The organism is Actinomycetospora chiangmaiensis DSM 45062 (assembly GCF_000379625.1).
In the GTDB taxonomy this organism is placed as follows: Bacteria; Actinomycetota; Actinomycetes; order Mycobacteriales; family Pseudonocardiaceae; genus Actinomycetospora; species Actinomycetospora chiangmaiensis.
This window is the reverse complement of the sequence record NZ_KB903225.1, coordinates 37,260-60,886: the sequence shown is the minus strand read 5'-3', so window position 1 is coordinate 60,886 and position 23,627 is coordinate 37,260. Positions and strand designations below refer to the sequence as shown.

21 protein-coding genes are annotated in these 23,627 nt (G+C 74.7%); 10 read left to right on the top strand and 11 right to left on the bottom strand.

Annotated elements, in window-relative coordinates:
- Positions 1 to 56: 56 nt before the first annotated feature.
- On the bottom strand, positions 57 to 1,100 hold the full coding sequence (locus A3CO_RS0111975; protein WP_018332488.1) for a tryptophan--tRNA ligase: 1,044 nt from the start codon (positions 1,098 to 1,100) through the stop codon (positions 57 to 59).
- Positions 1,101 to 1,173: 73 nt separating this feature from the next.
- On the opposite strand from A3CO_RS0111975, the gene A3CO_RS0111970 reads away from it, so the two are divergent.
- Positions 1,174 to 1,821, top strand: coding sequence for a Crp/Fnr family transcriptional regulator (locus tag A3CO_RS0111970; protein WP_018332487.1), 648 nt, complete (start codon positions 1,174 to 1,176; stop codon positions 1,819 to 1,821).
- A gap of 179 nt (positions 1,822 to 2,000) precedes the next feature.
- Positions 2,001 to 2,813 carry a hypothetical protein gene (locus tag A3CO_RS35745; protein WP_018332486.1) on the top strand — a complete coding sequence of 271 codons (813 nt, stop codon included), beginning with the start codon at positions 2,001 to 2,003 and terminating at the stop codon, positions 2,811 to 2,813.
- Positions 2,814 to 2,836: 23 nt separating this feature from the next.
- On the opposite strand, the gene A3CO_RS0111960 is transcribed toward A3CO_RS35745, so the two are convergent.
- From A3CO_RS0111960 to A3CO_RS0111945, 4 genes are all read right to left on the bottom strand, one after another.
- Positions 2,837 to 3,556: a maleylpyruvate isomerase family mycothiol-dependent enzyme gene (locus tag A3CO_RS0111960; RefSeq protein ID WP_018332485.1), complete on the bottom strand. Its 720-nt coding sequence runs from the start codon at positions 3,554 to 3,556 to the stop codon at positions 2,837 to 2,839.
- On the bottom strand, positions 3,550 to 6,648 hold the full coding sequence (locus A3CO_RS0111955; RefSeq protein ID WP_169510938.1) for an adenylate/guanylate cyclase domain-containing protein: 3,099 nt from the start codon (positions 6,646 to 6,648) through the stop codon (positions 3,550 to 3,552). Before A3CO_RS0111955 ends, A3CO_RS0111960 begins: the two co-directional genes overlap by 7 nt.
- Before the next feature lie 51 nt (positions 6,649 to 6,699).
- Entirely contained in the window at positions 6,700 to 7,008 is a 309-nt protein-coding gene (locus A3CO_RS0111950; protein ID WP_018332483.1) for a DUF3817 domain-containing protein, read from the bottom strand.
- 114 nt (positions 7,009 to 7,122) lie between these two features.
- Complete coding sequence (locus A3CO_RS0111945; RefSeq protein ID WP_245561488.1) at positions 7,123 to 7,335, bottom strand: hypothetical protein; 213 nt, start codon at positions 7,333 to 7,335, stop codon at positions 7,123 to 7,125.
- 72 nt (positions 7,336 to 7,407) lie between these two features.
- Here A3CO_RS0111945 and A3CO_RS0111940 point away from each other — a divergent pair, with 72 nt between their 5' ends.
- Positions 7,408 to 7,650 (top strand): hypothetical protein, encoded by a 243-nt coding sequence (locus A3CO_RS0111940; protein WP_018332481.1) that lies wholly within the window; start codon positions 7,408 to 7,410, stop codon positions 7,648 to 7,650.
- Between the two features lie 2 nt (positions 7,651 to 7,652).
- On the opposite strand, the gene A3CO_RS0111935 is transcribed toward A3CO_RS0111940, so the two are convergent.
- Positions 7,653 to 8,222 (bottom strand): TetR/AcrR family transcriptional regulator, encoded by a 570-nt coding sequence (locus A3CO_RS0111935; RefSeq protein WP_018332480.1) that lies wholly within the window; start codon positions 8,220 to 8,222, stop codon positions 7,653 to 7,655.
- 81 nt (positions 8,223 to 8,303) lie between these two features.
- On the opposite strand from A3CO_RS0111935, the gene A3CO_RS0111930 reads away from it, so the two are divergent.
- Entirely contained in the window at positions 8,304 to 9,191 is an 888-nt protein-coding gene (locus tag A3CO_RS0111930) for an SDR family oxidoreductase (protein WP_018332479.1), read from the top strand.
- Positions 9,192 to 9,195: 4 nt separating this feature from the next.
- On the opposite strand, the gene A3CO_RS35740 is transcribed toward A3CO_RS0111930, so the two are convergent.
- Together A3CO_RS35740 and A3CO_RS0111920 are read right to left on the bottom strand one after the other, a co-directional pair.
- The gene (locus A3CO_RS35740) at positions 9,196 to 9,606 is read right to left on the bottom strand and encodes an ester cyclase (protein ID WP_018332478.1); all 411 of its coding nucleotides are present in this window, start codon (positions 9,604 to 9,606) and stop codon (positions 9,196 to 9,198) included.
- Between the two features lie 61 nt (positions 9,607 to 9,667).
- Positions 9,668 to 10,591 carry a LysR family transcriptional regulator gene (locus A3CO_RS0111920; RefSeq protein WP_018332477.1) on the bottom strand — a complete coding sequence of 308 codons (924 nt, stop codon included), beginning with the start codon at positions 10,589 to 10,591 and terminating at the stop codon, positions 9,668 to 9,670.
- 76 nt (positions 10,592 to 10,667) lie between these two features.
- On the opposite strand from A3CO_RS0111920, the gene A3CO_RS0111915 reads away from it, so the two are divergent.
- The 4 genes from A3CO_RS0111915 (at position 10,668) to A3CO_RS0111900 (ending at position 18,476) form a co-directional block, all read left to right on the top strand.
- Positions 10,668 to 11,345 carry an alpha/beta fold hydrolase gene (locus tag A3CO_RS0111915; RefSeq protein ID WP_018332476.1) on the top strand — a complete coding sequence of 226 codons (678 nt, stop codon included), beginning with the start codon at positions 10,668 to 10,670 and terminating at the stop codon, positions 11,343 to 11,345.
- 6 nt (positions 11,346 to 11,351) lie between these two features.
- Positions 11,352 to 13,448: a S9 family peptidase gene (locus tag A3CO_RS0111910; protein WP_018332475.1), complete on the top strand. Its 2,097-nt coding sequence runs from the start codon at positions 11,352 to 11,354 to the stop codon at positions 13,446 to 13,448.
- 165 nt (positions 13,449 to 13,613) lie between these two features.
- A complete protein-coding gene (locus tag A3CO_RS35735) occupies positions 13,614 to 16,760 on the top strand; it encodes a GH12 family glycosyl hydrolase domain-containing protein (protein ID WP_018332474.1) in 3,147 nt (1,048 codons plus the stop codon).
- 54 nt (positions 16,761 to 16,814) lie between these two features.
- Positions 16,815 to 18,476, top strand: a complete 1,662-nt coding sequence (locus A3CO_RS0111900; protein WP_018332473.1) for an acetolactate synthase large subunit — start codon at positions 16,815 to 16,817, stop codon at positions 18,474 to 18,476.
- A gap of 10 nt (positions 18,477 to 18,486) precedes the next feature.
- Here A3CO_RS0111900 and A3CO_RS0111895 read toward each other — a convergent pair whose 3' ends face one another.
- Together A3CO_RS0111895 and A3CO_RS0111890 are read right to left on the bottom strand one after the other, a co-directional pair.
- Entirely contained in the window at positions 18,487 to 18,930 is a 444-nt protein-coding gene (locus tag A3CO_RS0111895; protein ID WP_018332472.1) for a pyridoxamine 5'-phosphate oxidase family protein, read from the bottom strand.
- 100 nt (positions 18,931 to 19,030) lie between these two features.
- On the bottom strand, positions 19,031 to 19,243 hold the full coding sequence (locus A3CO_RS0111890; protein ID WP_033414319.1) for a DUF2795 domain-containing protein: 213 nt from the start codon (positions 19,241 to 19,243) through the stop codon (positions 19,031 to 19,033).
- A gap of 76 nt (positions 19,244 to 19,319) precedes the next feature.
- Between A3CO_RS0111890 and A3CO_RS0111885 the strand changes: the two genes are divergently transcribed.
- Positions 19,320 to 20,516 (top strand): MFS transporter, encoded by a 1,197-nt coding sequence (locus tag A3CO_RS0111885; protein WP_018332470.1) that lies wholly within the window; start codon positions 19,320 to 19,322, stop codon positions 20,514 to 20,516.
- Here the strand turns inward: A3CO_RS0111885 and A3CO_RS0111880 are convergent.
- Positions 20,510 to 21,703, bottom strand: a complete 1,194-nt coding sequence (locus A3CO_RS0111880; RefSeq protein ID WP_018332469.1) for an acyl-CoA dehydrogenase family protein — start codon at positions 21,701 to 21,703, stop codon at positions 20,510 to 20,512. The two genes, A3CO_RS0111885 and A3CO_RS0111880, sit on opposite strands and share 7 nt — an antisense overlap.
- 262 nt (positions 21,704 to 21,965) lie before the next feature.
- Between A3CO_RS0111880 and A3CO_RS31690 the strand changes: the two genes are divergently transcribed.
- Positions 21,966 to 23,627, top strand: a complete 1,662-nt coding sequence (locus tag A3CO_RS31690; protein ID WP_018332468.1) for a hypothetical protein — start codon at positions 21,966 to 21,968, stop codon at positions 23,625 to 23,627.

Here is a 23,627-nt window from a genome sequence, read left to right as displayed (position 1 = left end):
AGGGATCCGCCGTTGCGGGCGCGCCCGGGCCGACCCGCCCCGTCGTCGGGAAGGGGTCAGCGGATCCCGATGGCGTGGCGCACCGAGCGCAGCACCCGGCCCGCCCGCTCGCGGGCGATCTCGCCGCCCGCGGCGAGGGCGTCGTCGAGCTCGCTCCCCGGCTCCATCAGCTCCTCGTAGCGCTCCCGCATCGGGGCGAGGCGCTCCTCGAGCACGTCGGCCAGCTGGTTCTTCAGCTCGCCCCACCCGACACCGCCCGCCTCCAGCCGCGCGCGGGTCTCGGCGACGGCGTCGTCCGGGGCGAACTGCGCGAGGATCTGGAAGACCGACGACGCGTCCGGGTCCTTCGGGTCCTCGACGGGCGTCGAGTCGGTCGGGATCCGCCGCACGAGCTTGCGCAGCTTCGACGCCGGCAGGAACAGCGGGATGTAGTTGTCGTAGGACTTCGACATCTTGCGCCCGTCGAGCCCGGGCAGCGTGTGGCCCGTCGTCTCGGGCGGGATGACGGCCGCGGGGATCGGGAAGCGGTAGCCGCGGTGGCCGTAGAGGTGGTTGTAGCTGCCCGCGATGTCGGCGGCGATCTCGACGTGCTGCTGCTGGTCGCGCCCGACCGGCACCAGGTCCGCCTCCATGATCAGAATGTCGACGGCCATGAGGATCGGGTAGTTGTAGAGCCCCATGTTGATCCCGGCGTCGGGGTCCTCGCCCGCGGCGACGTTCGCGTCGCGTGCCGCCTTGTAGGCGTGCGCCCGGTTCATCAGCCCCTTGCCCGTGATGCAGGAGAAGATCCAGGAGAGCTCGAACGTCTCCGGCACGTCGGACTGGCGGTAGAACACGGTGCGCTTCGGGTCGAGGCCGGCGGCGAGCCAGGTGGCGGCGACCGAGCGGGTCCACTGCGCGAGCAGCTCGGGATCCCGGGCCGTGGTCAGCGCGTGGTAGTCGGCGATGAAGTACAGCGACTCGTAGTCCCCCGCGGCCATCTCGATCGCCGGCTCGATCGCGCCGACGAGGTTGCCGAGGTGGGGCTCCCCGGTCGGCTTGATGCCGGTCAGGGAGGTCTTCTGCGAGGTCGCCTGCGCTCCGTCTCCTGTACTGCTCACGGTGATCGAGCCTATCCCTCCTCCCCGCGGCCCCGACCCGTCGCTCCGCCCGCCACGGTTAGGGTCCCGCCCCGTGGAGCTGCTCGCGGACATGTCGGCCGAGGACCGTCGCCAGGTGCTCGCCAGCGGTCGGCGCCGCCGGTTCTCGCCGCGCGAGGTCGTCTTCCACGAGGGCGACCCGGCCGACACGTTCCTACTGCTCGACTCGGGTCGGGTGGCGGTGCGCGCGTCGACGCCGATGGGCGACACGGTGACGTTCGCGGTGGTCGGGCCGGGTGAGACGGTCGGCGAGCTGGCCCTGATCGACTCCGGGGCCCGCCGGTCGGCGTCGGTGGTGGCGTTGGAGGCGACCGAGGCCTGGTCGTTCGGGGCCGAGACCTTCCACCGGCTGCGCCGCACCAACGCCGGGGCCGACGCGTTCGTCCTGCAGACCCTCGCCGGGCAGGTGCGCCGGCTGTCCGGCCTGCTCGTGGAGGCCCTGCACCTGCCGGTAGAGACCCGGGTGCTGCGCCGCCTCGCCGACCTCGAGCGCCAGTACCGGGGCGCGTCGACGCCCACGCTCATCCCGCTCACCCAGGAGGAGCTCGCGTCGTTGGCGGGCGCGAGCCGGGCGACGGTGAACAAGGTGCTGCGCACCGTCGCTGCCGAGGGGCTGCTGGAACTGCGCCGCGGCCGCGTGGCGGTGCTCGACCCGGCGGGGCTGGAGCGTGCGGGTTCCTGACGGTTCCCGGTGCAAGCAGTGCGTCGTTGCTGTCATCCAGTGGCAGGAAGGCCACATCGTCGCCGGAGCGCTGTGTCGGATCCCTGACACAACGACCGTCACGGTGTGGACGGACGGCCCACCGCGGGCCGGGCAGGGTTCTCTCCAGCACGACCGAACCGTCCCAGGAGGCCCCGGCGATGCCCGTCAGCACGGACCCGATCTACTCCGCCACCGGCCTCATGACGACCCCCCGCCGGACCCGCACCGTCCCCCGCGCCCCGCAGGAGCAGCCGATGGACGCCCACGCGCTCGCCGAGGCCGTGTTCGGTCGGCGGCTGGCGGCCGACGAGCGGGCCGAGCTCGACCGGTTCTGGCGCACCGACTGGTCCACGCACCGCCTGTCGCTGGGCGACGCGGGCGACCGGTCCGTCGCCGCGACGGCGGTCGCCTTCGGCACGCCCGTCTTCCACGGGTCCGGCGCCGGCTACGCGCTGACCTTCCACCCCGACGCCGAGGTGGTCGCCGCCGTGCGCCGCGGCCTCGGGCGGCCCGCCTCCTGGCGCCCGGCCCTGCTCACGACCCGCGCCCGCGTGATGGACCTCGTCGACGCCGAGGCGCTGCACCCGTCCCCCGAGGAGTTCCTCGCCGCCCTCGACGAGCGCCTGGCCCGTGGACCGGTCGCGCTCACCGTGCCCGCCGCCGCCGACGTGCCCGCGCACCTCACCGCCCGGTGCGACGGCGTCGCGACGGTCGAGGTGGTCGTGCCCGGCACTTCCTGCCCGTCGACCGCCTTCGTCGAGGCCGCGCTCGCCCGCACCGGAGTCGGCCACCTCGCCACCACCCGGCCCTACGTCACGTCCACCGTCACGGGCGCCCGCGGCCCGGTCCTCGACCGCATCGCCGCGATCCAGCGGGAGTTCGGCCGCATGCGCCCGGGCGCGGTCATGCTCGCCCACCGCAGCTGGTGGCGGAGCCTCGTGAGTACTTTTCCGGGCTCCAGCACGGATTAGTACTCACGGGCGCGGAGCGCACCTCACGGCCCCGGGAACCACGTCTTGAACGCCCGGGCGCCGTCGTCGACCGTGACCGCCGGGTCGTCCGCGCCCGTCCGGCCGAGGGCGAAGCGGAGCACCGCGGTGTCCGACGTCCCCCGCACGGACACCGTCGGCGGCAGGTCCACGGCCTGCCACGCCCCGTCGGCGACCCCGAACCGCAGGTCCACGGTCGGCCCGGTCAGCCCCACCACGGTGCCCGTCGCGGGGACCGACGCGGCCAGGGCCGGGAGCACCGCCGAGAGCACCACGGCGGTCGCGGTCACGACGTCGGCCCCGAACGGCTCGTCGGTCCCGAGGGCGCTGAGCGCGTCGTCGGCGTGCACCCCGGCCTCCATCGTGAAGACCTGGAGCGCGAACGGCGCCGGGATCGCCCCGAACGGGATCGTCACGGTGTCCCCGAGCTCGGCCGCCCGGTCCAGCTCCGACACCAGCGCCGCGACCGAGGACCGCAGTGCGGGCAGCACCTCGTCGCGGTCACCGGACGGCTCGACCCCGAGCCCGCTGCCCGGCTCCCCGAGCCGTGAGCGCCGCAGCGCGTCCGCCTCCATGGACGTGCCCCACGCCCCGTGCCGGGCGAGGTCCAGCAGCGTCCACCCGGCGCACCGCGTCGGCCGCTCCCACGCGTCGTCGGGAAGGGCGTCGAGCACGGCACCCCAGCAGCGGGCGACGGCCTCGCGGGCCTGCACGGCGGTCAGCATGCGGGACGTCCTTCCTGACGGAGCTCGGTGCGGGTCGCGTCCGCGGCGCGCACGGCGCCGGAGGACTCGTCGAGGGCGACGGCGGCGCGGAACAGCGGCTCGGCGTCGTGCCCCGCGGCCCGGGCGGCGAGGCCGCGGAAGTGGTCGACCGCGCCCAGACACAGCGCCCCCGACCCGACGACCACGACCAGCCCGGCCCACGGCGCGAGCCGCCGGACCAGCGTCGCGCCCGCGGCGGCGTCCCCGAGCCGCGCGGCGACCTCGGCGCACTCCGCCAGCACGAAGGCGCTGGCGCCGTCGTCCCCCGCGACCGTGAAGTCGTCCGCCGCCAGGTACCGCAGCAGGGTCGCGGCCTCGTCGTCCCGGCCGGCGCGGGCGGCCGCGACCGCCACGTGCGCCCAGGTCCGCCCGCCGACGACCTCCGCGACGCGGCGCAGCGTCGGCAGCGCCAGTTCCGGGGTGCCGAGAGCGGTGTGCAGGGTCAGGAGCTGGACGGAGTGGACCTGGCCGGCGTCGCCGTAGTGCCAGCGCTCGCCCTCGACGCGGAAGTGCTCCACCGCCTCGGCCGCGGCGTCGAGCCCGCCGTGGTGGAGCAGCATCGTCGCCCGCCACATCGCGGGGTACCAGAGGTACAGCGGGCGCCCGAGCCGTACCGCGAGCGCGGACGCCTCCTCGACCAGCTCGACCGCCTCCGTCGTCGCGCCGAGTTCGAGCAGGTCCACCATGCGCAGGCGCAGCGCCTCGAACTCGCGCTCGCCGTCGCCGGCCGCGCGGGCGGCCCGGAGCAGCTCGGAGTCGGAGGCCAGCCGGGCCTGCAGGGCGGCCGGGGCGGCGAGGGTGGGTCGCCGGGCGAGGAGGGCGTAGGCGAGGGCGCCCGGGTCGTCGGCGCGGCGGGCGAGCGCGACGGCCTCGTCGCCGAGGGCACCCGCCGTCGGGACGTCGCCGCCGTAGCCGTGGGCACGGGCGGACGCGGCGAGCAGCCGGGCCCGCAGCCCCGCCTCGCCGCTCGGGGTGAGGGCGAGGGCCTCCTCGAGCAGGTCGAACGCCCGGGCGCCCCACGCGGCGCGGGGGAGGCGGCTGTCGAAGAGCGCGTCCTCGTAGCCGAGCGCGGCGGCCGCCCGGGTGGCGTGCGTGCCCGGCGCCGCGGTCGCGGTGACGGTGGCGAAGGCCGTCATCGCCTCGGGCAGCCGACCGCCGCGGCGCAGCGCCTCCGCCCGATGCAGCCGGCGTCGGGCCTGCTCCTCCGACGGGCGGGGGTCGGCGGCCGTGCCCAGGTCGTACGCCCGGGCGAACAGCTGCGCCGCGTGCAGCGGCTCGGTCGCCAGCGCGGCCTCGCCGGCCGCCGTCAGCGCCGTGGCGGCACGACCAGCGAGCGCGAACCGGTCCAGCCGGCTCCCGAGCGCGGGCGCCTCGGCGTAGGCGTCGGCCAGGTGGCGGCCGACGAGCTCGACGCGGCCCCCGCGGCGGTCCAGCCAGCGCGCGAACCGCTCGTGCAGCTCGGCGCGGCGCGCGCGGGGCAGCGTCGCGTAGGCCGTGTCCCGCAGCAGGCGGTGCCGGTAGGTGTACGACGACGGGTCCATGACGCCCGCGTGGGGGCCGGTCAGCAGCCCGGTCCCGGTCAGTTCGGCGAGCGGGACGTCGGGCTCGGTCACGCCGAGGTCGGGCAGGGCGGAGGCGGGCAGCGTGCGCCCCGCGACCGAGCCCTGCCCGAGCAGCGTCCGTGACGGCGACGGCAGGGCGTCGAGCTGGCCGAGGTAGATCGCCCGGACCGTGCTCGGCACCACCGCCTCGCCCGACACCCCGGTCTGCTCCCAGGCGCGCAGCAGTTCCACGACGAACAACGGGTTGCCGCCGGCCGCGCGCCGCACCTGCTCGACGACGGGCGCGGCGAGGTCGGGGGCGCGGTCGGCGACCAGCGCGGTGATCTCCTCGTCCGGCAGCGGGTCGAGCACCAGCACCTCACCGGCGGGGACCTCGCTGCCGGGGCGGGCGGTGGTGACGACGAGCCGGGTCGCGCGGTGGGGGGCGGCCGTGGCGTGGTCGAGGAAGGCGTGCAGGTCGGGGCCGGCGAGGTGGACGTCGTCGAGCACCCACACCGGGGTCGGGCCGCCGGGGTCGCCGTGCGCGTCGAGGACGGCCGTCCACGAGGCCCACAGCTCCCGAGGGTCCCCGTCGAGCGGCTCCCCGGCGAGCAGGGCCGCCGTGTGCCGGGCGGACACCGCGGCGCGGGGGCCGGTGTGGCCGTGGCGTGCGAGGCGGTCGGCGAGGTCCGCCCCGACCACCTTCGCGGCGCGCAACAGCGCCGCGACCGGGGCGTACACCGGCTCGTCGCGCCCCACGCGCACGAGCCACACCGGGCCGTCCGTCCGGTCGCGGAACTCCTCGACGAGCCGGGTGCGCCCCACGCCGGGCGGGGCGAGCACGGTCAGCCGTTCCGCGCCCCGGGCGGCGCGGTGGGCGGCCCGCAGCCGGGCGAGGTCGGCGTCGCGGCCGCGGAGCCGGTCCCGGTCGCGCGGGGCCACGACCCGCCGGCCGGCCACCCGGTAGGCGGCCACCCGCTCGGCCTTGCCCTTCAGCGCGACCTCACCCAGCGGGTCGAGCGCCACGACCGTCCCGACCGCGAGCGCGGTCTCCGGCCCGACGACGACGGTGCCCGGCTCCGCCGCCGCCTGCAGCCGGGCGGCGGTGTTGACGACGTCGCCGGAGAGCCGCCAGGACCCGTCCGCCGCCCAGGTGACCACCACCTCGCCGGTGTGCACCCCCACCCGCGCGGCGAGCGTGCCGGCCGGCAGGCCGAGGTCGGTCTCGACGCCGGCGAGCGAGTCGATGATCGCGAGACCGGCGCGGACCGCCCCCACCCCGTCGTCGGGACCGAGGACCGGCAGGCCGAACGTGGCCAGCACGGCGTCGCCGATGTACTTCTCGACCTGCCCGCCCGCCGCGGCCACCAGCCGCGCGACCTGCGCGAAGTAGTGCTCCTGCAGCAGTGCGACGTCCTCGGCGTCGAGCTCCTCGACGAGACTCGTGAAGCCGACGAGGTCGACGAAGAGGACGTGGACGAGGCGACGCTCCGGGAGGCGCGCGGTCGTCACGTTCCACATTCAACACGGCGAGATCCCGCCGCGCACCGTCCCTCGGTCGGACTACGCGAGGAGGCCCCGCCGATACGCGGAGCGTTCGAACCACAGCGTCGTCAGGGGCGGGATGCTCGCCAGGAGCCCGATGATCGTCGTGCTCCACCGCCAGCGGAACGTGCGGGCGGCGAGCAGCGTGGTCACGACGTAGCCGATGAACAGCACCCCGTGGATCGGCCCGAAGATCTTCACGCCGATGTCGTCGAACACGACGAGGTACTTGAACACCATCCCGATCAGCAGGCCCGTCCACGAGCACGCCTCGGCGATCGCGACGGCGCGGAACAGGGTGGCCAGGGGCGCGATCGTGCGGGTCACGGGTGCGCATCCTTCCCGACGACGGGTCGGTGCCGGTGTGAAGGCGGCCGTGATGTCAGCGGTGGCACACGGCTGACGTCCGGTGGCAGCCGTGGGCCACGGCTGACCGGCGGGTCATTCCTGTTCGTCGGTGCTGTCGACGATCCGGCGCACGCTGTTGCGGTGGTAGCCGGTGAGCTCGGCGACCTCGGTGACGGTGACCCCGGCGGCCAGGGCCTGGCGCATCGCCTCGCGGAACTCGGCCTCGGCGGCGTCGGCGGCCTTGCGGGCGGCCTCGCGTTCCCGGAGGGCGGCGTCGAGACGCGCGCGCACTTCCCTCGGGTCCACCACAGCACCGTGACGTGCACCAGTTGTAGTGCATGACGCCGGAATGCCTGTGCACCAGGTATGGTGCACAGTATGAGCCCGCGCTGGCACCTTCACGCCCGACTGTTCCGCGGGACGCTCGACGCGCCGGTGCGCAACGAGCTCCGGACCGCCGAGGGGGACGACCGGGAGGCGCTCGAGCTGCTCGCGGACGACCTGCGGGAGCGGGGCTGGCGGGTGTGGCTCTACGAGCGGCACCCGGCCCGGCCGGGGAGTCTCGAGGTGGCGGGCCGGCAGGAGCGGTCGTGCGTGGTGCGGGAGTGGCGTCCGCTCTGAGATCAGCGCAGCGACGTGGCGGCCGCGTGCAGCGCGTGCAGCTCGTGGCGGGCGAGCTCCCCGTAGGACGCGCCGTCGCCGTCCGACCAGTGCTCGAAGGCCCGGTGGAACGCCTCGACGCCGAGCTCGGCGGCGACCGCCGCCGTCGCCTCGTCCACGCCGCGCTCGCGCAGGGTCGTCGTGAGCACGTCGGTGAGGTGTGCGCGCTTGAAGGCGGCGCGTTCGCGGAGCTCGTCGTGGGCCGCGACGACGTCGCGCAGGCGCGGTGCGAACTCCCGCTGCTCCGGGGTGAAGGCGGCCGTGGCGTGGTCGAGGGCGGCCGCCACCACCTCGAGCGGCGTCGCGTCGGCGGCGGCCTGCGCGGCGCCGGCGGCGAGCAGGGCGCCGTGCTCGGCCTGGCCGGCGAAGAGCGGTTCCCGCTTGTCGGGGAAGTGGCGGAAGAACGTGGCCTTCGTCAGGCCCGCCCGCTCGGCCACCTGGGTCACCGTCGTCGTCTCGTAGCCCTGCTCGGCGTACAGGTCGATCGCCGCACGCACGAGCCGCATGCGGGCGTCCGGTTCCCATCGCGCCACGAGGTGAGCGTAGCGATGAGACAGAGTCTCGTCACGGTGCTACGGTGATGAGACACGGTCTCATCGACAGAGGAGTTCGACATGCACGTGTTCGTCACCGGCGGCACCGGGACCATCGGCTCGGCGGTCGTCGCCGAGCTGCTCGACGCCGGCCACACCGTCCTCGGGCTCGCCCGTACGGACCGCTCCGTGCAGGCCCTCACGGCGGCGGGCGCGGACGTGCTGCGGGGTGGGCTCGCCGACCTCGACGTGCTGCGCAAGGGCGCGGCCGCGGCCGACGGCGTGATCTCCCTGGCCTTCGACCACGGCAGCGAGACCTCCGACGCCGCGGCCCTCGACCGGTCCATCGCGGAGGAGGCCGCCGCGACGGACGCCCTGGGGCAGGCGCTCGTGGCCAGCGGCCGGCCGATGGTCGTCGTCTCGGGCACGCCGTGGGTGCCCGGCCGCGCGTCCACCGAGGACGACCCGTTGCCGATGGAGGGTCCGGTGGCCGGCCGCGCCCGGTCGGTGACCGCGCTGCTGGCGCTGGCCGACCGGGGCGTGCGCACCTCGGCCGTGCGCATCCCGCGCACGGCGCACGACGAGGGGAAGGGCGGCTTCGCGGGGCTGCTGACCGACCAGGCCCGCCGCACCGGTGTCGCCGGCTACCCCGGGGACGGCGACCAGCGCTGGCCCGCCGTGCACGCGCGCGACGCGGCCGTGCTGTTCCGGCTCGCCCTCGAGCAGGCGCCGGCGGGCACCGTGTGGCACGCGGTCGCCGACGAGGGCGACGCCGTCCGCGACATCGCGGCGGTGATCGGGCGCCGCCTCGGGCTGCCGGTCCGGGCCGTCCCGACGGAGGACTTCGGTCCGTTCGGGCCGATCTTCGCCATGGACCAGCCCGCCTCCAGCGCCCACACCCGCGCGGCGCTCGGTTGGGAGCCGGCCCACCCGTCGCTGCTCGAGGACCTGGAGCTGCTCGAGCCCTGATCCGTCAGGCCTGCCGGGCGGGTGACCAGCTGGACGTGTCCTGCGGCGGGGTCACGGTGGCCCAGCGTTCGGCGATCCGGTCGCCCTCGAAGCGCCAGAGGACGAAGCCCTGGAAGGAGCGTGGCGTCCCGCCGGCCGGGTCGGTGAAGCGCCAGATGTTGCGGCACACGACCTTGTCGCCCTCGGCGATCAGGTCCTCGACGCTGACCGTGAGATCGGGCATGGCCTCGTACATCCGGATCATCATGGCCTCGTCGCCGTCGGCATCGGTGGGGAGACCGCCGGGCCCGTCGTGGTCGTGGAAGTCGGCCGTCATGTTCTGACGGATCACCGCGGCCCGCCTCCGGTTGACGAAGTCCTCGAAGTGGGCGCGCACCCGATCCTTCATCTCGTCGGGCGTGAGCGTCGTCGGCATGGTGCTCCTGCTCCTCGTGGGGACTCGGCCCGGCCATCGTCGCGCTCGGCGCGGGGGTCCGTCAGGGGTCGAGGGGCCCTGGCGGGAGTCCCGGGCGCGCGGCGAGCAGCGCCCGGGTGAGGGCGGCCGCCGCGGGGCTCGTCGCCCCGCGCGATCGGGCGAGCACCAGGCGGGCGCGGACCTCGGGCGTGTCGAGGGGCACCGCCACCAGGTCCTCGCGGCGCAGCGCCGACAGCGAGGCGGGGAGGATCGCGACGCCGAGACCGCGGGCGGCGAGGCGGGCGAGGACGGTGGGGTCGCTGGCCGTGCAGGTCACGCGGACGGCGACCGTCGCGCACGCCCGGTCGAACGCCTCCCGCAGCGCGTTGCCCTCGGTCGGGGCGACCACGTCGCGGTCCGCGAGGTCGGACGGGCTCACCGCCGAGGCCGCCGCGAGGGGGTCGCCCGGCGGGACCGCGACGACGAGCGTCTCCTCGGTGACCGTGTCGACGACGAGGTCGTCGGCGACGCGATCGCCGGCCCCTCCGCCGGCCCCTCCGCCGGCCCCGATCAGGGCGACGTCGAGGCGGCCCTCCCGCAGGAGCGACACCAGGCGCGTCGACCCGGCCTCGACCAGCGAGCACCGGACCTGCGGGTGGGCGGCGGCGAAGTCGGCGAGCACGCCGGGGACGTCGAGGAACGGGCCGCTGGTCACCATCCCGACGCGGGCCTCGCCCCGCAGCAGCCCGTCGAGGTCGGCCACGACGCGCCGCACTCCGGCGACGGGGTCGAGGGCGGCCCGCGCGGCCGCCACGACCTCGACGCCGACGGCCGTCGGTCGGACGCGGTGCCCCGACCGGTCGAGCAGCTCGTGGCCCAGTTCCCGCTCCAGCTTCCGGACCTGGGCACTCACGCCGGGCTGGGCGACCCGCAGCCGGTCCGCGGCGCGGGTGAAGCCGCCCTCGTCCGCGACGGCGACCAGGTATTCGAGCTGATGGAGCTGCACACCATCACCGTTGCTTCTGACCGGGCTCACGAGCAAGTCTTGGACTTCTGCCCGACCGGCGCCGAGGCTCGTCGTCATGACCGTCGTCCTCATCCCCGGGGCCTGCCACGGCGCCTGGTGGTACGCACCCGTCGTCGAGACCCTGAGCGCGCGGGGCCGCGCGGCCCTCCCGCTGACCCTCCCCGGCCTGTGCGAGCGGGCCGAGGAGCCGGGCGTGACCCTCGCCGCGCACGTCGCGGACGTCGTCGCGACCGTCGCCGCGCTTGACGGGCCCGTCGTCCTCGTCGGCCACAGCTACGGCGGGATGGTGGTCGCCGGCGTGGCGGATGCACTGCCGGAGAAGGTCGTCGGGCTGCTGTCGGTGGACGGGTTCGCGCCGGAGGACGGCGACTCGTGCTGGACGTCGGTCGACGACGCGATGCGCGCCTGGTACGTCGAGGCGGCGGGCCGGTCGGGCACCGGCGTCGACCCGATGCCCCAGTTCGACCCGCGCACCACGCCGCACCCGGTGGCGTCGCTGCTGCAACGGATCCGTCTCACCGGCGCCTACTGCGGAGTCCGGCACTATGCGCTGGCCGCCGACCCGGCGTGGGCCGCGGTCTCGCCGTTCCCGGCCGTCGCCGACCGCCTGCGCACCGATCCCGCCTGGACCGTCACCGATCTCCCGGCCACGCACAACGTGCTCCGCGGCGGCCCGGACGCGCTCGTCACCGCGATCGAGGCGCTCCTGGCGGAGGTCGACCAGGCAGGATGACCCGCCGTGGCAGCACCCGCCGATTCCTTCCCCCGCCGCCAGGCCGCGACCCGGCGCTTCACCCTCGGCGCCCCGCGCGGCGTGACGATCGCCCCCGACGGGTCGCGCGTGGTCTTCCTGCGCAGCCGCGGCGGGGACGACCCGGTGACCTGCCTGTGGGTGCTCGACGTCGCGACCGGCGAGGAGCACCTGCTCGTCGACCCGCTCGCGCTGGACGTGCCGGGCGAGGAGGACCTGCCGCCGGAGGAGAAGGCGCGCCGCGAGCGGGTGCGCGAACAGTCGGGCGGTGTCGTGGACTACGCGACGGACCGGGGAGTCGACCTTGCGGCGTTCGTGCTCTCCGGGCGCGGGTTCACCGTCGCGCTGCACCCCGGTGCGTCGCCGCAGCCGCTGCCCGTCGAGGGCCCGGTCGTCGACCCGCGTCCATCGCCCGCCGGCGACGCGGTGGCGTTCGTCCGGGGCGGGGCGCTGCACGTGCTCGTCGACGGCACTGGGCGGACCCTCGCGACGCCCGAGGCCGAGCACGTCACCTACGGCCTCGCCGAGTTCGTGGCCGCGGAGGAGATGAACCGCTTCCGCGGGTACTGGTGGGCGCCCGACGGCTCCGCGCTCGCGGTCGCCCGCGTCGACGACAGCGCGGTCACCCGCTGGCACATCGCCGACCCCGCCAACCCCGACCGCGAGCCGGGCGTCGTCGGCTACCCGGCCGCCGGGACGACGAACGCGACGGTGACGCTGCACCTGCTCGGCCTCGACGGGTCCCGGGTCGACGTCCCGCAGCCCGACGAGTACCTCGCCGACGTCACGTGGGACGCCCACGACCTGCTGCTCACCACCTCCACCCGCGACCAGAAGGCCGTGACGCTGCGCCGGGTGGACCCGTCGTCGGGAACGGCGGAGGTGGTGGTCACCGAGACGGACCCGGCGTGGGTCGACCTCGTGCCCGGGGTCCCCGCCCATCTCGACGACGGGTCGCTGGTCACCTGCGCGGACGCGGACGACGCGCGGCGGCTGGTGGTCGACGGCGAGCCGGTCACCGGGCCGGAGTGGCAGGTGCGCGGTGTCGCGGGCGTCGACGGCGCGACGGTGCTGGTCACCGCCTCCCGGACCGGGACGCCGACCTCGACGGTGCTGGCCGTGTGGTCGCGCGAGGCGGGTGTCTCGGTGGTCAGCGCCGAGCGCGGCATGGCGTCCGGTCGGCTCGCAGGCGGGACGCTCGTCGTCGCGCAGGCCTCGCTCGAGCACGACGGGTCGGTGACGACGGTGCGCGGCCCGGGGTCCTCGGCGGTGATCCGCTCGTTCGCGGAGTCGCCGAACCTGGAGCCGCGGGTGCACCTGTTCGCGGCGGGGGAGCGGGGGCTCGCGACCGCCGTGCTCCTGCCCCGCCACCACATCCCCGGCTCGGAGAAGCTCCCGGTGCTGCTCGACCCGTACGGCGGGCCGCACGCCCAGCGCGTCCTCGACGCCCGGGGTGCCTTCCTGACGAGCCAGTGGTTCGCCGACCGGGGCTTCGCGGTCGTCGTCGCGGACGGCCGCGGGACCCCGGGGCGCGGGCCGGCGTTCGAGCGGGCGGTCGACGGGGACCTCGCCGCACCCGTGCTCGACGACCAGCTCGCCGCACTCGAGGGCGCCGCGCGTGAGGTGGAGGACCTCGACCTCACGCGGGTGGCGATCCGGGGCTGGTCGTTCGGCGGGTACCTCGCCGCGCTCGCGGTGCTGCGCCGACCCGACGCGGTGCACGCCGCGATCGCCGGGGCGCCCGTCACCGACTGGGCGCTCTACGACACCCACTACACCGAGCGCTACCTCGGGACGCCCCGGGACCGGCCGGACGCCTACGAGCGGTCGTCGATCATCACCGACGGCGAGCGACCCGCGACCGCGACCGCGCCGAACCGCCCGCTGCTGCTCATCCACGGCCTCGCCGACGACAACGTGGTGGCCGCCCACACGCTGCGCCTGTCCTCGGCGCTGCTCGCCGCCGGGCGCCCGCACCAGGTGCTGCCGCTCTCCGGGGTCACGCACATGACGCCGCAGGAGGTCGTCGCCGAGAACCTGCTGCGCCTGCAGGTGGCGTTCCTCAAGGAGTCGCTCCGCTCCTAGTGGCAGGAAAGCGTCGTTGCTGTCATTTAGTGGCAGGAACGCCACATCGTGGAGCCGCCCTGGCAGAACCGGCCCCACGACTTTCTCCAAACGGCACCCACGCGCCGCGTCGGCCGCCGACCCTGAGATCCGGTTCGGGGTCACGGCGGACGGTGGAGGACTCGGGTGGGCGCGGCGGACGTGCGGCTGGAGGTGGTGCGCACCCTCGGCGGAGCGGTGGTGCTCGCCGACGGGCGGCCCCTGCCCGTGCCCACGGGCGGTGACCCCCGCGCGGTGGCGCTCGAGGCCGCGCGTCGACACGCGGTGCGGCGCGGTCGCGTCCTGCGCGTCGACCTCGTCGACGGTGGCGTCACCCGGCTCGCGGTGGGCCCCTCCGGTCCTGTCGAGGCCTTCCCGACGACGGGTCCGCTCACCCCGGGTCCGGCAGCTCCAACGCCGGTCCGGGTGGACGCGCCGACCCCCGCCGTACGCGTGTCCCACTGGCGTCCGGTCGTCGCGCCGGCCCGCGAGCGGCGTCCGCTCGGCTCGCTGGTCGCGGCCGCGCTGGTGGCGGTCGCCGTGCTGGTCGGCGCCGTCGGCACTGGGGTGGCCACGCTGGCGTCGTCCCAGGCGCTCCCCGACTCCTGCCGTCCCGTGACGCTCTACGCGGTCGGCGGGGCGGGTGGCGGGTCCGACGTGCTCACGGCGGTCACCGACCCGCTCGCGCAGCGGTTCGGGGAGAAGGTCTCGGTGGTCACGGTGCCGCCGCCCGTGACCGGCGGGTCGTACGCCGCCGCCGAGTCGGCGGCGGTCGGCGCGCTGTCCGACGCCGTGGGCGATCACGTCGAGGGCTGCCCCACCGGCTCGATCATGCTGTTCGGCTATTCCGCAGGCGCTCAGGTCGCGGGGGACCTGGCGTCGCGCATCGGCACCGGCCTCGAGCCGCGCATCCCCGTCGAGCTGGTCCGCGCCGTCGGTCTGTTCGGGGACCCGGCCCGCAGCCCCGCCACCCGCGCCGTCCCCGAGGGCACCACCGGGCAGGGCGTGCTCCCGCCGCGCGCCGTCGGGTTCGGCACCCTCGACGCCCGGACCATCCAGATCTGCGCGCCCGGCGACCCGGTCTGCGACAGCCCGGCGACCGCCGGCAACGCCTCGCTCGAGCAGGCCCTGACCTCGCCGACCCACGCCACCTACGCGCAACTCCCCGTCGCACAGGGCACCTCGGCCCCGCAGTGGGCGGCCGCGTCGCTCGGCACGGTGGTGGCGGCGGTGCCGACCGACGCCGGCCCGGCGCCGAGCACGACCACCACGCCGTCGGTCCCGACGACCCCCGGGACCGGTGGGGCGGTCGGCTCGGCGACCCCCGCGCCCGGGTCGGAGTACGAGGAGGAGTCCGGGGCCACGACGGCGACGGGGGCGCCCGGCGATCCGAGCGTCACGGAGACTCCCATCCGCGTGCCCGGCGATGTCACCGCGACGCGCACGCCGGACACCGGGACCGGCGTGACGACTCGTGCACCCGGCGCCGACGCCGGCGTGACCGCCACCCGCGCGCCGGGCTCGGCGGACCCCCGTGTGACGACGACCCGTGCGCCGGGCTCGGCGGACCCCGGTGTGACGACGACCCGTGCGCCGGGCTCGGCGGACACCGGCGTGACCACCACCCGCGCCCCGGGCAGCGGGGCCGGCGGCGTCACCGCCACGCGGGCACCCGGTGCGAGCGACCGACGAGTCGCCACCACCACCCGTGCCCCGGGCGCCGGCTCCTCGGGCGACGGCGCGGGGCGGAGCACCACGACCCGGCGTACGGCGAACCCCGGGGAGGGCACGGGCGTCGGGGACGACCCGTCGTCGGGCGGGGCGGGCACGCCGGGTCGCGCGACCGGAGCCGACTTCGCGCTCACCGAGGGGCTGGCGGGCTTCAAGTCGACGCCGTGGAACAACCAGAACGCGACGGACCCGTCGGACGCCGCGTCGCCGAATGTGCCGGGCCGCGAGGCGGTGAAGTTCGAGATGCCCGGCGGGGGCAAGCGCACCGAGGCCGAGCCCGACATCCCCGAGTTCCAGGACGGCGAGACGGCGTTCGTCGGCTACTCCGGGTTCTTCGACCAGGGCTTCCCGACCGACACGGGCACGTGGCAGCTCATCATGCAGTTCAAGCAGCCGGGGACGGGGAGCCCGCCGCTGGCGGTCGAGGTCGGGAACGGGCAGCTGCGGCTGGCCAACAACGGCGGGAACCAGAAGGACTTCTGCCCCGTCGGCCCCGGAGCGTTCTCCTTCCAGCTCGGCATCACCTTCGGCGGCACGATCGACGCCTACTGCAACGGGCAGCAGACACTCTCGGGCTACCGCACGCCCGAGTCGAACGTGAAGGGCAGCGCCTATCTCAAGACCGGCATCTACCGGGACGAGTCGATCGGCCAGGTCAGCGTCCTGTTCCTCAACGACCTCAAGATCGGGGACGACCTCGCCGCCGTCTCCGGGCTCGCCGGCGCGCCGGGCAGCTCGGGCGGCGGTTCGGGCGCCGCCGGGACGACGAGCCGGGCCGGTGGCGACGGACCCGCCGCCCTCTCGACCTCCGCCCGGCGGACGGCGGGTGCGGCCCCGGCGGCCGCCCCGACCAGCTCGCGGCCGGCCGAGACGGCGAACGTCCGGGGGAAGCAGGTCTGCGACACGTTCGGGTCCACCGAGATCGCCGGCGGCGCGTTCCTGGTCCAGAACAACGAGTGGGGCGCGGCGGACGGACAGTGCATCACGGCCACCACCCGGGGGTTCACCGTCGACTCCGGCGTCCACGACAAGAACGACGCGCCGGCGTCCTACCCGTCGATCATGTCCGGGTGCTGGATGGGCACGTGCACCGAGGGCACCACGCTGCCGCGGCGGATCAGCGATCTCGGTCCGATCAGCTCCAGCATCGCGGGCGAGATCCCGGCGGGCACGACGTCCAACCTGGCGTACGACATCTGGGCGGACCACACCCCGAGGAGGAACGGCCACAACGACGCCGTCGAGCTCATGATCTGGCTGAAGGAGACCGGCGGCATCAAGCCGATCGGGCAGCAGTCGGGGACCGCGACCCTCGGTGGCGCCACCTGGGACGTCTGGACGGGGCAGAACGGCGGGGTGAACGTCATCTCCTACGTCCGCCAGGGCTACGTCGACAGCGCCGACGACCTGCCCCTCACCGACTTCGTGCAGGACGCCGTGGCCCGGGGCTCGGTGGAGGCGACCGACTTCCTCACCAACATCCAGGCCGGATTCGAGCCGTGGACGGGTGGGCCGGGCCTGGCCCTGACCCGGTTCGAGGTCCGCGACGACGGGGGTGGGTGAGCGAACCCCGACACCGGGTACAGCTCCGGGCGTCGACGACCGAAGGAGCGTGACGTGAGGGCGAGCGATCTGTTCGTGCGGTGTCTGGAGGCCGAGGGTGTCGAGTACATCTTCGGGGTGCCCGGCGAGGAGAACGCCGACCTCCTCATGTCGATGCGCGACTCCGCCATCCGCTTCGTCCCCACCCACCACGAGTCGGGCGCGGCCTTCATGGCCGACGTCTACGGCCGGCTCTCCGGGCAGCCGGGCGTGTGCCTGTCGACCCTCGGGCCGGGTGCGTCGAACCTGGTGACGGGCGTCGCGAACGCAAACATGGACAACTCCCCGGTCGTCGCGATCACCGGGCAGGGCGCCACGACGCGGCTCCACAAGGAGTCGCACCAGGCCATGAACGTGGTCGAGATGTTCACGCCGATCACGAAGTGGACCACCTCGCTGCGGGACGAGACGACGATCCCCGAGGTGATCCGCAAGGCGTTCAAGCTCGCGGTCGCCGAGAAGCCGGGCGCCACGCACGTCGAGCTGCCCGAGGACATCGCCAAGCACGAGGTCGAGAGCGCGCCGATCGTCCCGCCGGAGAAGGTTCGCCGTCCGATCCCCGACGGGAAGTCGATCCAGGCCGCCCTCGACCTCATCGCGCGCGCCGAGCGCCCGGTGCTGCTGGTCGGGCAGGGGTGCGTCCGCACCCGGGTGAGCCGCCAGCTGCAGCGGTTCGTCGAGGAGACCGGCATCTACGCCGGCATGACGTTCATGGGGAAGGGAGCGCTCTCCGACCGCCACGAGCGCAGCCTCTACGCCGTCGGCCTCGGGTCCCGCGACTACGTCACCGAGGTCTTCGAGGCCGCCGACCTGGTGATCGCCGTCGGCTACGACATGGTCGAGTGGCCGCCGTCGCGGTGGAACATCGGCCGCACCAAGCGGCTGCTGCACATCGACTTCGACCCGGCCGAGGTCGACGGCGCCTACCGCCCGACCGTCGAGATCGTCGGTGACATCGCGGCGACGCTGTGGGCGATCAACGAGGGGCTGACCGAGGAGCACCGCTTCCCCGACATCGAGGCCCACGCCCGCGCCCGCGCGCACCTCACCGAGGAGATCACCGAGGGCGGCGCGTCGTCGGAGGCCGAGACCGGCGACTTCCCGATGAAGCCGCAGCGCATCCTCGCCGACCTGCGCGCCGAGATGGACGACGAGGACATCCTGATCTCGGACGTCGGGGCCCACAAGATGTGGATCGCGCGGCACTACCCGACGTACACGCCCAACAGCTGCATCATCTCCAACGGGTTCTGCTCGATGGGTATCGCCGTCCCGGGCGGGGTGTCGGCGTCGCTGGTGCACCCCGACCTGCGGGTGGTCGCGATCTCCGGTGACGGCGGCTTCCTCATGAACGGTCCGGAGCTCGCGACCGCGGTGCGCCTCGGCGTCGCCCCGGTCAACCTCGTGTGGGAGGACAACGGCTACGGCCTGATCTCCTGGAAGCAGGAGGTCGAGTTCGGCCGGCACTTCGGCACCGACTTCCCCTCCCCGGACCTGGTCAAGATCTCCGAGGGCCTCGGCTGCCACGCGCGGCGGCTGGAGAGCGCTGACGAGCTGCGCCCGGCGCTCAAGGAGGCGTTCGACCAGCGCGACCGCCCGTCGGTGATCGTCGTGCCCGTCGACTACCGGGAGAACGTCAAGCTGACCAAGCGCCTGGGCCAGCTCATCGCGCGGTGAGCCGCACGGGTCAGGTCCGCTCCACCCGGCGGACCTGACCACCCGGGCGCCACGACTCGACGACCAACCGGTCGCCCGCCTCGTTCAGGTGCGTGAGCACCACCTCGGCGACGTCGACCGCGAACGAGGCCCCCTGCTCGATGGGCGCCCCGGGCACGGCGTGGCCGGACACCTTGGCCTCGCCGGCCCACGCCGACGGATCGTCCGGCGGGTCGACCGAGGGGGAGTGCAGCGCCACCCGCGGGTCGCGCCGCACGTCGGCGAGCTTCACCGAGCCCGGCATCATGCCGAACGTCAGCGCGCCGTCGGCGAACTCGGTCTCGATCCCGCTGATCCGCGGTGAGCCGTCCGCGCGCAGCGTCGCCATCGTCTTGTGCTTGCCCCGGTCGAAGCACGCCCGCACCGCGGCGGCCAGCTCGGGCGCCGCTGCCTCGACCTCGCTCCACGTCGTCATGGCCCAGGTCTAGCAGCGACCCCCGACAACGTCGCCGACGATGCCGAATTTCCTGGCACTGGGTGCAAGCAGTGACGCATTGCTTGCACCCACAGGGTGCTCAGCGGTCGGCGACCGACCCCGGCCGGTGCGGCACCGCGTCCAGCACCTCGTCCATCGAGCCGTACGTGCCGTCGGGCAGCGCGGCGAGGGCGGTGAGCGTCTTCTCGTCCACGTCGCGGTCCGTGGCGTAGGCGACCAGCTCGTTCCGGTCGGCCGGGAAGTCCTTGCCCTGGAGGGCCTTGCGGACCCGGGCGTCGTCGCGTTCGGTCATCGGCCGGGCTGCCCGACCCGCGTCGTTCTTCACACCCGATGTCCTTTCGCGGGCGAACCATCCAGACTGGGCACACGTGACCACCGCCGCCCGGCAACGCTCCGCCGCGACCCTCGGTACCCCGCTCCTCGTGGCGGCGATCGTGCTCGTCGCGCTCAACCTGCGCGGCCCGATCGTCGCGGTGAGCCCGGTCGTCGACGCGGTCCGCGCCGACCTCGGCGTGTCCGCCGGCGTCGCCGGGCTGCTGACGAGCCTGCCCGTGCTGGCGTTCGCCCTCGCCTCGCCGCCCGCGTCGTGGCTGATCGGCCGGATCGGGGCCGAGCGGGCGATGCTCGTCGGGCTGGCGGTCCTCGCGGCCGGGGTCGTGCTCCGGTCCGCCGACGGGGTCGCGGGCGCGCTGGTCGGCACCGCGCTCATCGGCGCCGGCATCACGGTCGGCAACATCGTGGTGCCGGTGGTCATCGGTCGCGACTTCCCGCACCGCTCCGGGCCCCTGCTCGGCGTCTACACGGCCACGATGAACGTCGGCTCGATGATCACGCTCTCGCTGACCGTCCCGATCGCGGCCGGCACGGGCTGGCGGCTCGCCCTCTGCGCCTACCTGGTGCTCACGGTCGCGGCGGCTGTCGTCTGGAGCCTCGCCACCCGCCGTCGGGAAGCCCCGGTGGACACCCCCGACGACGGGTCGACGCCCGCCCGGGCTCCCTGGGGCCGCCCCGTGGGGTGGCTGCTGCTGCTCGCGTTCGCCGGGCAGTCGTTCTCCTACTACGGCCTCACCGCGTGGCTGCCGGAGATCCTGCGGGACCTGCGGGGCCTCGACACGGCGAGCGCCGGCGTCGCCTCGTCGTTGTTCCAGATCCTCGCGGTGGTCGGCGCGCTCGTGACGCCGCTGGTCGCGCGGCGGACGAGTCTCCGGCTGGCCTTCCTCCCGGTCGCGGCCGGGTTCCTGGCGCTGCCCGGCGGGCTGCTGGTGGCCCCCGCGCTGTGGCCGCTGTGGTGCTCGCTGGCGGGTGCCGCGCAGGGCGGCGGGTTCACCGTCATCTTCTCGGCGTGCCTCGCCGCGAGCCGCGACGCCACCGAGAACCGCCGCATGGCCGCGTTCGTCCAGGGCGGCGGCTACCTGCTCGGAGCGCTCGGGCCGTGGCTGCTCGGCGCCGTGCACGAGTCCGTCGCCCCGCCCGCGTGGGACGTCCCGCTCGCCGTCGTGCTCGGCGCGCTGGTCGTCCTCGCGGTGGCGGGGGCGGCGGCGGTGACGCGGGTCCGGAGTCAGTAGCTGCGCGGCATGCCCAGCACGTGCTGGCCGACGTAGGCGAGCACGAGGTTGTTGTTCACCGGCGCCACCTGGTAGAGCCGCGTCTCCCGGAACTTGCGTTCCACGTCCCAGGTGTCGACGAAGCCGTAGCCGCCGTGGGTGTCCAGGCACGCGTTGCCGGCCTGCCAGCTCGCCTCGCTCGCCAGGAACTTGGCGAGGTTCGCCTGCTCGCCGCACTTCTCACCGGCGTCGAACAGCGCAGCGGCGCGGTAGCGCATGAGGTCGGCCGCCCCGACCTGCGCGTACGCCCGTGCGAGCGGGAACTGCACGCCCTGGTTCGCGCCGATCGGCTTCCCGAACACCTGGCGCTCGTTCGCGTACGCGGTGGCCCGGTCGATGAACCAGTAGCCGTCGCCGACCGCCTCGGCCGCGAGCAGGATCCGCTCGGCGTTCCACCCGTCGAGCACGTAGCGGAACCCCTGCCCCTCCTCCCCGATCAGGGCGCTCGCGGGCACCCGCATGTCGTTGTAGCGCACCTCGTTAGTGGCGTAATTGAACATCGTGCGCACCGGCTCGACCTTGAGCGTGTCGGGCTCGTCGCGACGCACGTCGCGCAGGTCGACCAGGAACAGACTGATGCCCTTCGTGCGGTCCTTCAGGTCCTCGGCCCGCGGCGAGGTCCGCGCGAGGACGAGCGCGAGGTCGGACTGCTCGATGCGGCTCGTCCAGTTCTTGTGCCCGGAGATGACGTAGTCGTCGCCGTCGCGGATCGCCGTGGTGCGGATGTCGGTGGTGTTCGACCCGGCCTCGGGCTCGGTGATCGAGAACGCCTGCAGCCGAATCGAACCGTCCGCGATCCCGGGCAGGTACGCCTTCTTCTGCTGCTCCGAGCCGTGCTTGAGCAGCGCGCCCATCGTGTACATCTGGGCGTGGCAGCCCGCGGAGTGCCCGCCGGAGCGGTTGATCTCCTCGAGCACGATCGAGCCCTCGGTGATCCCCAGGCCGCTTCCGCCGTACTCGGTGGGGATCAGCACGGCGAGGTAGCCGGCCGCGGTCAACGCGTCGACGAAGGCGTCGGGGTACTCGCGGTTGCGGTCCCGCTCGCGCCAGTACTCGTCGGGGAACCGCGCGCAGAGCTCCCGCACCCGCCCGCGCAGTTCCTCCTGCGCCTCGGTGGTGACGCCGACGGGAGTCGGGGTGCTGGGCATCGGTGTGCTCCTCGGGCCGGTCTCTCCGCGGACGAAGACCATCTTCCCTTCCCGACGGCGGGTGCGCTCGGGCTGCTCGTGCCCGCTCCCCGGGCGCCGCGTCCGGCCCGCCGCTGGTCGCGTCGGAAGGGCGGGCCGTCGGTGACCACTGGTGCGGTCGACCTCGTCCCTGTAGGCACAGCGGGTGACGACGACCGCCGAGGCGCCGCCCGCCGACTCCGCGCCGACTCGATCTGCACGTAGATCGGACACTGCGGTCGCAGTGGCGGTGCCGACCGTCCTCGTCGCCGCCCACCTGTGGGTCTACGGGCGGTGGATCGTCGACGACGCCGGGATCACGATGGCCTACGCCCGGTCCATCTCCAGTGGGCTGGGACCCGTGCTCCAGCCGGGCGCACCGATCTCGGAGGGCTGGTCCGATCCGGCGTGGCTCGCCCTCTTCGTCGTCGCGCGCTGGCTCGGACTGCTCGACCACGGTTCCTGGTTCGGCGTCTCCGACCTCGTCGCGTTCCCGAAGGTCGTCGCCGTTCTCTGCTGCGCCGGCATGTTCCTGGCGTTCCACCGCGTGGCGGTGAGGGTCTCGCCCAATCCGCTGACGACCACGATGGTGGCCGGGACGATCACCGCGGCGATCCCGTCGTTCGTCGTCTGGATCGGAAGCGGGCTGGAGAACCCGCTGCTCGCGCTCGCGGTGGTCCTCCTCGGGGCCCGGCTCGCGACCGCCGCGGTCGACGGGGACCTGCTGTCGACGCAGGTGGCCCTGCAGTGCGCCGGACTTGCGGCCCTGGCCTCGCTCACCCGCCCGGACGGCGCGGTGTACCTCGCCGCGTACCCGCTTGCCGTCGCGGTGCTGGCCACCGGCGCCGCTCGTTGGCGACGAGCCGGGCTCTCCGTCGCCGTCGGGGTCGTCCCGGCGCTGGTCTACGAGGTCTGGCGGATCGCGACCTTCGGCGAGCTCGTCCCGACGACGGCGTTGGCCAAGGGGCAGGGTTTTCTGTCCTCGCTGAACCTCGCCCGCCCGGCGGATCTGATCGCCCTGGCCGGATGGCCCGCGGTGCTGCTGGCGATCGGCGCACTCGCGGTGATCATGGTCCGGCGTCGAGCGGGCACGAAGCTGCTCGTCCGGGCCATTCTCCCGCTCCTCGTGACACTCGGACTCGCCGTGCTGGCCTTCGCCCTGCTCCATGGCGATTGGATGGCGCTGGCCAGATTCGCGACAGCGGTGTGGCCACTAGCCGCGCTGGTCGCGGTTCTCGTGCTCGGACCCGTGCTCGAGGGCCTCGGCCCGAGCATGCGACGACCGGTCGTGGCGGGCGTCGCGGTCGCGGTCGTCGTCAGCCTGGTGACCTGGGTACAGGCGGCGTCGGGATTCCGGGCGAACCCGACGGTGTCGCTCTGCGGCGTCACCCGAACCAACGGTCTCGTCGTCGACGCCGACGCGGACGCCCTGGGTATTCGAGATGGCTCGTTCCTCGGCGTCGACGCGGGCGGCGTGGCGCTGACGAGCCGCCTGCGCTTCGTGGACCTGGCCGGTCTGACCGATCCGACGATCGCCGGCTTCTGGAGCACCGGGGACATGGGCCAGCTTCGCGACCACGTCCTCGAGGTCGCCCGACCGACGTTCATGCGGCTGGTTCGAGGTACGGACATCGCCGACGCCACGGGTCTGCTGGATGACCGACGCACGGCTCGTGACTACGTCGTGCTCTGGTCGGATGGGCGGGGCGCTGCAACGCTGGTCCGGCGCGACGCCGTGCGCGACGAGACGGCGCTCCGGTCGGCGGCGGTCGCGTCGGCCAACCTGATGAATGCGGTGGTCGCGTCGTTCGACGCGAACAACCCCACGAGCTGGACCTGTAGCGACACGCTGCGGCCGCCGCCCATCGGGGCAGCGGCCGCAGCATCGGTCGGATCGGAGCGCTGA